Source organism: Porphyrobacter sp. MBR-49, assembly GCF_053628655.1.
The window spans coordinates 172,465-185,437 of the sequence record NZ_JBRJGU010000003.1 but is presented as its reverse complement, the minus strand read 5'-3'; the positions used below and the strand labels follow the sequence as shown (position 1 = coordinate 185,437).

Here is a 12,973-nt window from a genome sequence, read left to right as displayed (position 1 = left end):
GCGCCCGGTGCTTCGGGCCTCAGCCTCCCGCTGCGGTTCCGGCAGGGGCGTTATCGGTAAAATGTGTCACCAGCCGGCCCAACCCGACCGAATTGGAACCCTTGACCAGCACCGCGTCCCCCGGAGCAAGACCATATTGCCCGAGCGCCGCGATGGCTTCGGCAGGTGTTCCGCAATGCGCGAAGGTGATGGGCTTGCCAAGCGCGGCGGCGGGCAGTTTCCCCAGTTCCTCCGCCAGCGCGCGCATCTCGTCACCCACCAGAATTGCGTGGCTCACCCCGGCTTCGGCCAAGGGCTCGGCCAGTTGGCGGTGAAAGGCGGGGGCAAAATCGCCCAGTTCCTTCATGCTACCCAGCACCGCGATGCGGCGGACGGCGTTGGTGGCGGCGAGTGTTTTGAGCGTCGCGCGCATTGATGCGGGGTTGGCGTTGTAGCTTTCATCGATCAGCAACGCGCTGCCGCCGGGCACATTTAAGGTATGGCGCGCACCGCGCCCCTTCAGCCCGCCCATTTCGGCCAGCGCCAGCCCGGCGCTCGCCAGATCGCCGCCCGCCGCGCGCACCGCAGCCATCACGCCAAGCGAATTGAGCACCCAGTGCTCGCCCGGTTCGGCAATCGTGTAGCACAGCCGGATATCGCCCATATCCGCCGTGACCAGCGCCCCGCCACTGGCTGCCGGGATCGCATCGAGCAGGCGCACGTCCGCACCATCTGCGCGCCCGAACGTGATGACCCTCGCCCCGAACGCCTTTGCATGGGCGATCAGCCGGTCGGCGTGTTCGGCATCAGCGGGAATAATCGCCGTGCCGCCGGGAACCAGCCCGGTAAATATCTGCGCTTTTTCGTCGGCAATCGCTTCGAGGCTGCCAAGGTTTTCGATATGCGCGGGCGCGATGGTGGTGATCAACGCGATATGCGGGCGCACATGATCGGCCAGCGGCGCGATTTCGCCCGCGTGGTTCATCCCCATTTCGAACACGCCGAACTTGGCCCGCGCAGGCATCCGCGCAAGACTGAGCGGTACACCGACATGGTTGTTGTAGCTACGCACAGAGCGATGCGCTGCGCCGCGGCTGGCGCGGTCAAGACAGGCGAAAATCGCTTCCTTCACCCCGGTCTTGCCGACCGATCCAGTGATCGCAATCCGCACCGTCGCAGCCCGATCCCGCGCGGCGTGGGCGAGCGCGTGGAGCGCGGCGGTTGTATCTGCGACCAGCACGTGGGGAAAATCGACCGGACGATCGACAATCGCGGCAACCGCGCCCTTTTCAAAGGCCTGAGTGATGAACTTGTGACCGTCCATCGCTTCGCCGCGCAGCGCCACGAACACATCGCCCGGTTTGACATCGCGCGAATCCATTTCGACGCCCGCGGCCTGAAAATCGTGGCTGGCAATCCCGCCCGTCGCCGCTTCGATTTCAGCAGCGCTCCACAATGCGTGTTGCAGGGCATCGCGCGCGGCAACGGGCCATTGGCGCAGCATCGGGTGCAGCGCATTCATCGCGGCGCGCTCCCACCAAACGCGGCGCATTGGCGCGCGACCTCGACATCATCGAAGGCTTCGATCCGCATAGTTTCTCCAGACCCGAATATTTGTCCCTGCTCGTGCCCTTTGCCAGCGATCAGCACAATGTCGCGTGGCCCGGCTTCCCCAACTGCGGCGGCGATGGCGGCGCGGCGATCACCGATTTCGCGCGCTGATCCGCCTGCTCCGGCCATGATGGCGGCGCGGATTGCGGCGGGGTCTTCGCTGCGGGGGTTATCATCGGTGATGATGGCAAGATCAGCCATGCGCGCGGCGACTTCGCCCATCAACGCGCGTTTGCCGGTGTCACGATCACCGCCCGCGCCGAACACCACGATCAACCGGCCGCCGCTTGCCACGTGGGGGCGGAGCGCGGCAATCGCGGCCTCCAGCGCATCGGGGGTGTGGGCATAATCGACATAGGCAGGCGCACCGGCAGGGTTGAGCGCGGCGCGTTCCAGCCGCCCGCGCACCGGTTGCAGGCGGGTGAGTGCATCGAACACCGAAGCAGGCGCGATCCCCGTCGCCAGCGCCAGTCCGGCGGAAACCAGCGCATTGGCAGCCTGATAGGCACCGATCAGCGGGAGATTGACCGAGCGCGTCTCATCGCCATGCGCAATCACCAGCGTCTGGCCAAGATGGCCGGGTTCCCGGTTGACGAGCCGCAAAAAACTGCCGCCCTCACCCACGGTGCACACATCCAAGCCGCGCGCTGAGGCGGTGGCGATCGCCTGTGCTGTCCATTTCGAACCATCGCCCGCATCATGGATCACCGCCGGGGTTCCGGGTGCGGCGACTTCGGTAAACAGCCGCATCTTGGCCGCGAAATAGCCCTTCATCGTGCCATGGTAATCGAGGTGATCGCGGCTGAAATTGGTGAAGGCGGTGGCTGCCACACACAGCCCTTCGTTGCGGTATTGGGACAGGCCGTGGCTTGATGCCTCAAACGCCACATGGGTCACGCCTTCACGCGCCAGCCCGCTCATATTGCTGAGGAAGGTGACGATGTCGGGGGTGGTCAGCCCGGTCGAAACCGAGCCATCGGGGGTGGTCACCCCCAGCGTCCCGATGCTCGCCGCGCGTTCGCCCGCCATGCGCCAGATTTGCCGCGTCATTTCCACGCACGAGGTTTTGCCGTTGGTGCCCGTTACCGCCACGATGGTGTGCGGCACCGGGGCAAAGAACCCCGCCGCCAGCTGCGCAAAGGCGCGGCGCGGCTGCGCATCGGCAATGTGGAGCGCGCCTGCAACCCGCGCTTCGGGCCGGGCGACGATGGCGACCGCGCCCGCCTCAATCGCGGCGGCGATGAAATCCTCACCATTGACCGCCGCGCCCTGAAACGCGCCGAACACCGTGCCGGGGGCAACCTTGCGGTGATCGATCGCAAAGCCGGTGACGCTGACATCGCCCGCCCCGCCCGGCGCAATCCCCGCGCGCTGCATCAGGTCGGCCAGCCGCATCAGTGCTTGTCCACCAGATATTGCAGATCGGAAATATCGACATCGCGCCGCTCATCGGGCTGCACCCCCAGCATCGGGCCGATGCGCGGCACCAGCCGGCCCACCACCGGCGCGGCGTTGAACGCGGCGGTGCGCTGGAATGATGATGCCACTGTGCCTTTGGGCTCATCGATCACGATCACCACCACATATCGCGGCGCATCCATGGGAAACGCAGCAGCGAAGGATGATACCAGCGAGGTTTTGTTATACCCCCCGCCCGAAGCTTTCTCGGCCGAGCCAGTCTTGCCTCCGACCCGGTATCCCGGCGCATCGGCGTTCCTGCCAGTGCCATAAAGCGAGATCATCCGCAGCATCTGCCGCATCCGCGACGAGGTCGATTCCTTGAACACCCGCCGCCCACGCGGCACATCGGCCGGATCAAGCTTCATCAGCGTCGACGGACGCCAGATCCCGCCATTGACCATCGCGGCATAGGCGCTTGCCAGATGCAGCGGCGTGACGGCGAGGCCGTGACCATAGCTGACGGTCATGTTGGTGATGCGGGTCCACTTGCCCTTGGGCCACAACGGAAACCCGCGCGCGGGCAGGTCGATAAACGGGCGGCTGTCCATGCCCAGATCGATCATGGTGCGGCGCAGGCGTTCGGCGCCGAGTTCATCCGCCACCCGCGCGGTCACGGTGTTGGAGGAATAAACCAGCGCCTGCGGGACATTGAGCGTTTCGCCCTTGGGCCTGAGATCCCTTATCGTGCTGCGGCCAACTGAAATCGGGGCGGCATTCCATGGTTTGCCCAAATCGCGCACCACGCCTGCATCAATCGCGGCGGCAATGCTCAGCGGTTTGAAGGTCGAACCCAGTTCATAAACCCCGTTGGTGACACGGTTGAACCCGTTTTCGGCCCCGGCTGCGCCCGCGGTATTGGGATCGAATTCGGGCAAGGAGGCCATCGCCATCACCTCGCCGGTATCGACATCCAGCACGATCCCCGCTGCGCCAATCGCGTTGGTTGCCAGCATCCCGCGCCGCAATTCATCTTCAAGCGCGCCCTGCACCCGCACATCGATCGACAGCGCCACCGGCTCTGCGCGCGTATCGGGATTGCTGAGCCGCGCATCGAGCACCTGCTCCATCCCGGTCTGACCGCCCTTGCCTTCGACGACATAGCCCAGCACATGGGCTGCCAGCGTGCCTTGGGGATAGTAACGATCAGTCTCACGCGGGATTTCCAGCGCGATTTCGCCCAGCGCAAACACCTTGTTGGCCTCTTCGGGCAGCAGGCGGCGGCGCAGATAGCCCGCCCGGCCCGATGCCAGGCGGCTGGCCATGCGGGCTTCGTCGATATCGGGGAAAATCGCCTTCAATTCGCGCGCCACGTCCTGCGGGCTGCGCACCAGCGGCGCGCCAACATCGCCCATTGCCTTGGGATCGAACCACAAGGCATAGGCCGGAAATGCGCGTGCCAGCGGGGCACCATTGCGATCGGTAATCTCACCGCGCGAAGGCAGCAAGGCGTCCTGCAGGCTGGTGCGCTGCGGGGTTTGCCCGGCCAGCCCCAAAGAAGCGATCCGCAACAGCGCGATCAGCGTAATCAGGGCAAATGCGGCAAAGATCCACAGCACCCGGAACCGGGCCGTCCACAATAATTGCGCCCGCAGATTGACACTCTGCAAGCGGCCAGCCGGAATTGAAGGGACTGCCGTGGTGGCAGTCATGGTGTTCATTCGCCAACACCCTTGGCGGAGATGGTTTGGGCCTGCGCGGCGCGGATCGGGGAGGCTTCGATCAGGAAATCGCCAAAGGCATCGCTGAACACTTCGCCCGCGCCCCTTTCGCCGACGGCCGAGGCGAGCGTGACGGTCGCGCCCGACACTGGTGAACGCATCGGGGCTTCGGCGGCAAGGCTCCCATCGGGGATGTCCGCCCGCGCAAGGCGGATCGGTGCGGGCGCATTCGGGCCGGGCCGCTGGCCAAGGCTGGCAAGCTGACGTTCGCCATCAAGAAATTGCCCGGCACGCGGGGCGGCGTAACCGAATTCGACAGTGTTCCACATGGCAAGCTGGCGCTGGCTGGCGCGGGTCTGGAATTCGGTTTCCAGCAGCAGCGTCTCGCGTTGCAGCGCGATCACCTGGCGTTCGGCCAGCAGCACTTGGCTTTTGACCGCATGAACCTTGAAGCTGAGGATGACGACCAGCGCAAAACAAACCGCCAGCACCGCCATCCATCCCAGCGACCTTGCCTGAGTGCTGCTGATCATGCTGCAATGCTCCTGGCTGGCGCGCCGGTGCGGATTGCATGGCGCAAGGTGGATGAACGGGCACGCGGGTTGCGGGCAAGTTCCGCTTCGGTCGGACGGATGCCCTTTGACAGGTTGGCGAAGGTCGGCGGCGGGCCGGGGATTTCGCCGGGCAGGTGGCGCGATACGGAACGCCCCGCGCCGCTGCGTTCACGCAGGAAGTGTTTGACGATGCGGTCTTCAAGGCTGTGAAAACTGACCACCGCCAACACCCCGCCTTCGCCCAGCAGCGCCTCGGCCGCGGCAAGGCCAGCTTCGAGCTCGCCCAATTCATCGTTCACATGGATACGCACCGCCTGAAACGTGCGGGTGGCGGGGTCTTTCTTGTCGTGCGGCTTGTGGCCCAGCGCGCGGCGCACCACGCGGGCGAGTTCGCCGGTGGTCGCCAGCGGGCGCGCAGCGACAATCGCGCGGGCGACGCGGCGCGACTGGCGTTCTTCGCCGTAACGATAGAGCACGTTCGCAATTGCTTCTTCATCGGCTGTGTTGAGGAAATCGGCCGCGCTTTCGCCATCCCGGCTCATCCGCATATCGAGCGGGCCATCGTGCATGAAGGCAAAGCCCCGGTCGCCTTGATCAAGCTGCATCGAGGACACGCCGATATCCATCACCACCGCATCGACCTGCGCAATGCCGAGCCGCGCCAATTCTTCGCGCATCGCGGAAAAGCGCGCCGGGTGAAGCGCGAGGCGGCCTTGATATTGCGCCACCATCACCTGCCCGGCAGCAATGGCATCGGGATCACGATCAAACGCGTGCACCTGCGCACCCGCATCGAGCAGCGCCTGCGTATAGCCGCCCGCGCCGAAGGTCGCATCGATGATGGTCATGCCGGGGGCAGGCTTGATCGCCGCGATCACTTCGCCGAGCAGCACGGGGATGTGCGGAGCGTCGACCATCACGCCGCCCCCTTGTTTGCGGCGGCGATCAGCTTGGCGCAAGCGGCCTGCGCGCCCTTCCACGCGGGGTCCATCCGCGCGAGTTCGGCCGGGTTCCAGACGAAGAAGAAATCGCCCGCGCCCTGAAAATAAAGCCCATCGCCAACCTTGCCGAGATCGCGCAGATGTTCGGGCATGATGAAGCGCCCGCTGTCGTCGAAGGGGAGCTGTTCAAAGCCGAAGAGCTGCTGGGCGCGGACATCGCGGTCGAAATCGGCATCGCCCAACCGGATCGCGCGTTCTTCTTCGCGTTCGAGTTGCTGGTTGAGTTTGTCAGTGCGCGACAGGCCGAACCCGATCAGGCAATCGAACCGGTCATGCGCGGCAAGGCACAGGATGCGGTTGCCGCCTGAACTTTCCTTTACAGCCTTGCGGAAGGCGGGCGGCAGGACAAAGCGGCCCTTATCGCCCGAAGGCGAGTAGGCTTGGCCGCTATATCCTCCAAACGCAGACACCCTCCCTGATCCCCTCTCGCCCTGTGCAACACGCCTTCTTCCCCGCCGCCCGCGCAAGCGCGAGCGGTGCGCCGACGCCCATCAGCCGGGCGCGGTGCGAGCAAGCATGTCTGATACCCCCCGGTAATATCGGGGAAGACACGGAGATGGAAGGGATTTTTACGGGAAAATGCGGGATAACTTGCTATAATATTGTTTTTAATTGATTAATGCCAATATCAGGGCGCTCACTCGGCAGGTGATTGACGCGATATCTCCCCGTGACACGCACGCGAATCAGCCGATTTGTGGTGGTTTTGCCGGGCGTCGCGACTCCGAGTCTGACTGCTCCCGCGATTTCCCCAAGGGTGGTTAATCCAGCGCGGCGGCCAGCACTTCGTGCAGCCGCTCCCCGCCTTCGCCCGCCAGTTCCGGATGCTCGAACAGCGCCGCATCGGCGATCACCATCACCCGGCCCTTGCCCACCCGGCAGCTTGCCGCTGCACCTGCGGCCAGCCGCGTGCAATCAGCCACGCCGGGATCGGTGATGGCAATGCGCCCCGCCAGCGCCAGCGGCAATTGCCCGCCTGCCAGCGTCGTGGTGGTGACTGCCAGTTCCTGGCCTTCGTCAAAGCTGATCGCCAGCCCCCAGCGTGCCACCACGGGCGGGATCAGCGCGCCATCCACCGGACGGCGCGGATCGCCCAGCGGCGCATCGTAATCCCCCGTCAGCGCCGGATCGAGCACCAGCAATAACCGCCCCCCGCGCCGCACCCATGCATCCAGCGCGACATTATCCGCAGGCGACAATCCGCGCGGCTGGATCACTGCCAGCCGTGCAAGTCCGGCCAGCGGATCAACCTCGGCCGCATCCGGGGGGAGCGCAGGAATGGGGGAGAGCGTGTCGAGCGGGGCAATCCGATAGCGTGCCTCAATCGCTTGGCGCTGCCATGGCGGCGCGGTGTTTCCGGCGGCCAGTTCGTGCAGCTGCGCCCCCTCAGGCCAATATAGCGGCAGGCTGGTCATCAATCCGATCGTCTGCTGCGGCGATTGCGCTGCACCCGTCTCGTCGGTCGGCGCAGGGTTGCATCCGGCCATCGCCAGCAGCATCGCCGCCAGCACATGGCCGCGATTACTGCGACGGCGCGGCATTGCCCGAACCGGATGGGCGCGGTGGCGGCGGCAGGTCGAGCGGGGTGGGTGATGGCGTGGGGCTTGGCTCAAGCGTAATATCGGGCACCACCCCGGCATCGGCGAGCGGATTGGCCTGCGATGGCGCGGGGCTTGGCTCGGTAGTCGGTGCAGCATCAGGCACGGCGGCTTCATCGGCCAGATCGGCCTGGCTGCCGATGATGCTCGCCAACCCGACAAGCAGCACCATCGCGCCAATCCCGAACAGCCCGACCTGCAGCCGCTGGATCGCCTCGGCGCGCGTTTGGCTCGCGGGTGCGGGGCCTTCGCCCTCGCCCGGCTCATCGGAAAACAGGCCGCGACGACCGCTTCCCGGCCCGAACAGGCTGCGCTGGTTCATGCCCCGCAACCGATCAAGCAGCGAAGGCCCGGTCATGCGCCGCTCTCCTGCGCGCTTACCAGCCAATCGAACACCGGCAGGCCCTTGGCCGCCAGCCATTCTGGATTATAGAGCGTTGAAAGATAACGAAAGCCCGTATCGCAAAGGATCGTCGCCACCTGCGGATTGGCGCGCCCTTCGGCTACCAACTCCTTGCCCAGCATTACCGCACCGGCCACATTGATCCCCGATGACAGGCCAAGGCACAGGCCTTCATCCTTCAACAACCGCGCGACCCACATCAGGCCTTCTTCGTCGCTGATGCGGTATTGCGTGTCGATCACTGCACCTTCGAGATTGGCGGTGATGCGCCCCTGCCCGATCCCTTCGGCAACCGAGGAGCCTTCTGCCTGCAATTCGCCGTGAGCGTAGTAATTATACAGTGCCGCGCCGTGCGGGTCGGTCAACGCGATGCGGATATTTTCGTCCTGCGCTTTCAGGCCAAGGCCCACACCCGCAATCGTTCCGCCGGTGCCCGCCGCGCAGGTGAAGCCATCGATGCGCCCGCCCAGCTGCTTCCAGATTTCGGGCGCGGTGCCTTCGATATGGGCGCGGCGGTTGGCGATATTGTCGAACTGGTTGGCCCACACCGCACCGGGCGTTTCTTCGGCCAAGCGGCGCGAGGTGTGGACGAAATGGCCGGGATTGGCGAATTTGGTCGGCGGCACCAGCACCAGCTGCGCACCCAGCGCCCGCAGCGTGTCCATCTTCTCCTGCGACTGGTTGTCGGGCATGACGATAATCGTCTTGTAACCGCGCGCATTGGCGACCAGCGCGATGCCGATCCCGGTGTTCCCCGCCGTGCCTTCAACCACAGTGCCGCCGGGCAGTAATTCGCCGCGCGCCTCGGCATCGCGGATGATCCACAAGGCCGCGCGGTCTTTGACCGACGATCCGGGGTTGGCGAATTCGCACTTGCCCCAGATGTCGCAGCCCGCCACCGCGCTGGGGCCGGCAAGCCTTACCATCGGGGTGTTACCGATCAGGGCGAGCGTATCGCCAAAGGGGCGGGTAATGTTCATGCGTCAGGGATTAGTCGCTCGCGCCGCTCGCCGCAACGGTCAAGGCGCGCGTCCAGCGATCAGGATGCCAGCGCGAGCATGGCCTCGACCGCAAGGCCTTCGTCTATCCCCTCTGCCTTGCGCACTGCGGCCTTTAGCGGCAGCAACCAGCCACCGGCCGCTTTGGAAGGGAACAGCGACGTTCGCCATGTCGTCGCGCCAATCGTCGCCACGACATACACCGATCCCCAGGCCGCGGCATTGACAGCGTGGGCGCGGATCGCGGCCGCCGTCTCGCCGTCGATGGTCAGGAAAAACCAGCTGCCTTTGGTTGCAGCGCCAGCGCTGCCCTGCCACAGCCACACCGTCCCGCACACCCGCCACGGCCCCGCAGAGCCGGTGGGCGCATGGCCCAGTTCTTCGCGCAGGAAACGGGCCAGATCATCGTCCACCGGCCTGCTCCCAACGCCCCGCGATCAATCTTCCGGTGCAATCGTGACGTGCAGACCATCAAGATCGGCGGTGAGGGCAATCTGGCACGACAACCGGCTGGTCGCCGCGCGGTGATCGGAGGATTCGAGCAGATCATCCTCGTCCTCGCTCATTTTCGGCAACTTGTCGGCGAAGGCCGGATCAACATGGACATGACACGTCGCGCACGAACAACACCCGCCGCACAGCGCCAGCAGTTCATCAAAACCATTGTCGCGGATCGCTTCCATCACGGTCAGGCCATCGCCGACGGAAATCTCGCTGGTTTCGCCTTCGCGGTTGGTGACGACCAGTCTGGGCATGGATCAAACTTCCTTTTGGGCTATTGCGCGCAAGGGAGTGCGCTGTGAGGGTGTTTGGCGGGCTGCTAAGATAGTCTGAAGCGCAAGGCAAGTTAAGGAAAGTGGCAGTGGGGCTGACGGCGGAACGATTGCGCGCGGATCTGGGCGCGCTGGCGCTGCGCGAGCCGCAGCTGGCGAGTGCGCTTGAACGGATCGGCTATCCCGAACCGCGCCTGCGGGAACGCGGGTACAAGACGCTGCTGCGCACCATCGTCGGCCAGCAAGTCTCGGTTGCGGCGGCGGCTTCGATGTGGCGCAAGCTGGAGGCCGAACTGGGCGCGGATTTCACCCCGGCCTGCCTGCTCGCCCGCGATTTCGATACCCTGCGCGCCTGCGGGCTATCGCATCAGAAACAGGGCTATGCGCGATCCTTGTGCGAATTGGTTGAGGCTGGCGAACTTGATTTGGGCGGACTGCCTGCCGACGATGAGGACGCGATCGCACACCTCACCCGGATCAAGGGCATCGGGCGCTGGTCAGCCGAAATCTACCTGCTGTTCGCCGAAGGCCGCGCCGATATCTGGCCTGCGGGCGATCTGGCGGTGCAGGAAGGGGTGAAACGCTTGCTCGATCTGCCCGAACGCCCGGCGGAAAAGGCCACCCGCCAGCTTGCCGAACGCTGGGCCCCGCAGCGCGGCAGCATGGCGATCTTTACGTGGCATTTCTACGCCAACCCGGCATTGTAAGGCACATCCCAGCGCTTGCGCTTACTGTCTTTGTGTATTACGTATGCAACACACTTAGCCTGTCCGGCTCTGATCGGGAGAAAGCAGTCATGTCGCCATTCACACGCACGCGGGCCCGTTTCCTGACCACCGTAGCGGCGAGCATTGTGGCGCTGCCTGCTGCTGTTCTTGCCAATAATCACACCGCCACTGATGGAACCGCAATGACCGCCCAAACGCAAACCGCCCCGCTGATCGCGCGCAGTGCCCTGTTCGGCAACCCGACCCGTGCGGCAGGGCAGATCAGCCCGGATGGCCAATGGCTCAGCTGGCTCGCGCCGAAGGACGGGGTACTCAATATCTGGGTCGCTCCGGCCGATGATCCGGCCGCTGCGCGCGCGATCACCAGCGCGACTGACCGTCCGATCCGCCAGCATTTCTGGTCGCCGGATTCGCGCGGCGTATTGTATATCCAAGACAAGGGCGGGGACGAAAATTTCCTGCTTTACCGCATCGATATCGCCAGTGGCGCAGAAACCACGCTGACCCCATTTGAAAACACGCGGGTTCAGATCGTCGGCGGGTCGACCACCCACAAGGACAAGCTGCTGATCGGCATCAACAACCGCGATCCGCGCTGGCACGATGTCCACCTGCTTGATCTGACGACTGGCGCGCTTTCGTTGGTGCTGCAGAATAATTCCTACGCCCGGTTCATGGCCGATGACAGCCTGACCTTGCGCATGGCGATGCGCCAGAACGCGGCGGGGGGAACTGATTATTTCAGCGTTGAAAATGATGTTGTCGCGGCTGAGCCGTTCGAGACCACGGCGATGGAGGATGCGCTCACCACCATGCCCGCCGGATACACCACTGATGGTGCCACGCTGTATTGGATCGACAGCCGCGGGCGCAACACCGCCGCCGTGTTTGCGCAAGACACATCGACCGGCGCAAAGCGGGTGATTGCCGAAGATGCCAAGGCCGATATCGTCAGCACCATGCGCGATCCGCTGACAGGCGAGGTGCAGGCCTATGCGGTCGATTACCTCAAGACCGAATGGACTGCGATCGATCCTGATATCGGCGCTGCGCTGGCATGGCTGGGCGAACGACTGGACGGCGATTTCGGCGTCTCCAGCCGCACCGATGATGACCAGACATGGATCGTCTGGAATGATCCGCTGACCCAGCCGGTATCGACCTACATCTATGATCGCACCGCCAAAACGCTGACCCCGTTTTACACGTCGCGGCCCGCGCTGGCCGGGATGCCGTTGCAAGTGATGCACGGATTGGAAATCCCCAGCCGCGATGGGCTTACCCTGCCATCCTACCTCACCTTGCCGCCGGGCAGCGATGCCGATGGCGATGGCCGCCCGGACAGCCCGGTGCCGATGGTGTTGCTGGTGCATGGCGGGCCGTGGGGGCGCGATACCTATGGCTTCAATTCTACCCACCAAATGCTCGCCAATCGCGGTTACGCGGTACTCAGCGTCAATTTCCGTGGCTCGACGGGGTTCGGCAAGGACTTCATCAATGCAGGCAACAAGCAGTGGGGCCTGAAGATGCACGATGACCTGATCGACGCGACCCAATGGGCGATCGGCAAGAGCATTGCGCAGGCCGACAAGGTGGCGATCATGGGCGGTTCCTATGGTGGTTATGCCACGCTGGCGGGGCTGGCGTTCACGCCCGAAACCTTTGCCTGCGGGGTCGACATTGTTGGCCCGTCGAACCTTCAAACCCTGCTGGAAACCATCCCGCCCTATTGGGCACCGGTGGTCAAGACCTTCCACGAACGCATGGGCGACCCCAATACCGAAGAAGGCCGCGCCTTGCTGCGCGCCGCCAGCCCGCTTTACAAGGCTGACCAGATCATCAAGCCGTTGCTGATCGCGCAAGGCGCGAATGATCCGCGCGTCAAACAGGCGGAAAGCGATCAGATCGTCAGCGCCATGACATCCGCCGGGATACCAGTGACCTATGTGCTGTATCCGGATGAAGGCCACGGCTTTGCCCGCCCCGAAAACAGCATTGCCTTCTACGCCATCGCTGAAAATTTCCTCGCCGAATGTCTTGGCGGGCGGGCTGAACCGCTGGGCGATGCGCTGGTGCCGTCAAGCGCGCAGATCGTCGAAGGCGCACAGCACGTGCAGGGCCTTGAGGCAACGCGCGGGGGATAGCCCCGGGGACGCTGCATTCGCACTGCTGACAAGCGCCGCAGACCGCTCTACACAGGTTGCAAAAC

Annotated in this window: 13 protein-coding genes; 2 read left to right on the top strand and 11 right to left on the bottom strand. The window is 64.6% G+C overall.

Annotated features, from left to right (window positions below; all coding sequences use genetic code 11):
- Positions 1-19 precede the first annotated feature (19 nt).
- From ACSSV3_RS05355 to ACSSV3_RS05305, 11 genes are all read right to left on the bottom strand, one after another.
- A complete protein-coding gene (locus ACSSV3_RS05355; RefSeq protein ID WP_454184762.1) occupies positions 20-1,531 on the bottom strand; it encodes a UDP-N-acetylmuramoyl-tripeptide--D-alanyl-D-alanine ligase in 1,512 nt (503 codons plus the stop codon).
- Positions 1,498-2,985 (bottom strand): UDP-N-acetylmuramoyl-L-alanyl-D-glutamate--2,6-diaminopimelate ligase, encoded by a 1,488-nt coding sequence (locus ACSSV3_RS05350; RefSeq protein ID WP_354322750.1) that lies wholly within the window; start codon positions 2,983-2,985, stop codon positions 1,498-1,500. Before ACSSV3_RS05350 ends, ACSSV3_RS05355 begins: the two co-directional genes overlap by 34 nt.
- Entirely contained in the window at positions 2,985-4,700 is a 1,716-nt protein-coding gene (locus tag ACSSV3_RS05345; RefSeq protein ID WP_454184767.1) for a peptidoglycan D,D-transpeptidase FtsI family protein, read from the bottom strand. Before ACSSV3_RS05345 ends, ACSSV3_RS05350 begins: the two co-directional genes overlap by 1 nt.
- Positions 4,701-4,705: 5 nt before the next feature.
- Positions 4,706-5,242 (bottom strand): hypothetical protein, encoded by a 537-nt coding sequence (locus ACSSV3_RS05340; protein ID WP_354322747.1) that lies wholly within the window; start codon positions 5,240-5,242, stop codon positions 4,706-4,708.
- Positions 5,239-6,180, bottom strand: coding sequence for a 16S rRNA (cytosine(1402)-N(4))-methyltransferase RsmH (gene rsmH / locus ACSSV3_RS05335; protein ID WP_354323023.1), 942 nt, complete (start codon positions 6,178-6,180; stop codon positions 5,239-5,241). Before rsmH ends, ACSSV3_RS05340 begins: the two co-directional genes overlap by 4 nt.
- Positions 6,180-6,674, bottom strand: coding sequence for a division/cell wall cluster transcriptional repressor MraZ (locus ACSSV3_RS05330; RefSeq protein WP_354322745.1), 495 nt, complete (start codon positions 6,672-6,674; stop codon positions 6,180-6,182). The genes rsmH and ACSSV3_RS05330 overlap by 1 nt, the downstream gene beginning before the upstream one ends.
- A gap of 351 nt (positions 6,675-7,025) precedes the next feature.
- Positions 7,026-7,805, bottom strand: a complete 780-nt coding sequence (locus ACSSV3_RS05325; protein WP_354322743.1) for a motility-associated ABC transporter substrate-binding family protein — start codon at positions 7,803-7,805, stop codon at positions 7,026-7,028.
- Entirely contained in the window at positions 7,786-8,220 is a 435-nt protein-coding gene (locus ACSSV3_RS05320; protein WP_354322741.1) for a hypothetical protein, read from the bottom strand. The genes ACSSV3_RS05325 and ACSSV3_RS05320 overlap by 20 nt, the downstream gene beginning before the upstream one ends.
- Entirely contained in the window at positions 8,217-9,245 is a 1,029-nt protein-coding gene (locus ACSSV3_RS05315) for a cysteine synthase A (RefSeq protein WP_354322739.1), read from the bottom strand. Before ACSSV3_RS05315 ends, ACSSV3_RS05320 begins: the two co-directional genes overlap by 4 nt.
- A 59-nt stretch (positions 9,246-9,304) precedes the next feature.
- A complete protein-coding gene (locus tag ACSSV3_RS05310; RefSeq protein WP_354322737.1) occupies positions 9,305-9,676 on the bottom strand; it encodes a DUF1905 domain-containing protein in 372 nt (123 codons plus the stop codon).
- Positions 9,677-9,700: 24 nt separating this feature from the next.
- A complete protein-coding gene (locus tag ACSSV3_RS05305; RefSeq protein WP_354322735.1) occupies positions 9,701-10,018 on the bottom strand; it encodes a 2Fe-2S iron-sulfur cluster-binding protein in 318 nt (105 codons plus the stop codon).
- A gap of 107 nt (positions 10,019-10,125) precedes the next feature.
- Between ACSSV3_RS05305 and ACSSV3_RS05300 the strand changes: the two genes are divergently transcribed.
- Together ACSSV3_RS05300 and ACSSV3_RS05295 are read left to right on the top strand one after the other, a co-directional pair.
- Positions 10,126-10,743: a DNA-3-methyladenine glycosylase family protein gene (locus tag ACSSV3_RS05300; RefSeq protein WP_354322734.1), complete on the top strand. Its 618-nt coding sequence runs from the start codon at positions 10,126-10,128 to the stop codon at positions 10,741-10,743.
- 89 nt (positions 10,744-10,832) lie between these two features.
- Positions 10,833-12,908, top strand: a complete 2,076-nt coding sequence (locus ACSSV3_RS05295; protein ID WP_354322732.1) for a S9 family peptidase — start codon at positions 10,833-10,835, stop codon at positions 12,906-12,908.
- Positions 12,909-12,973 lie beyond the last annotated feature (65 nt).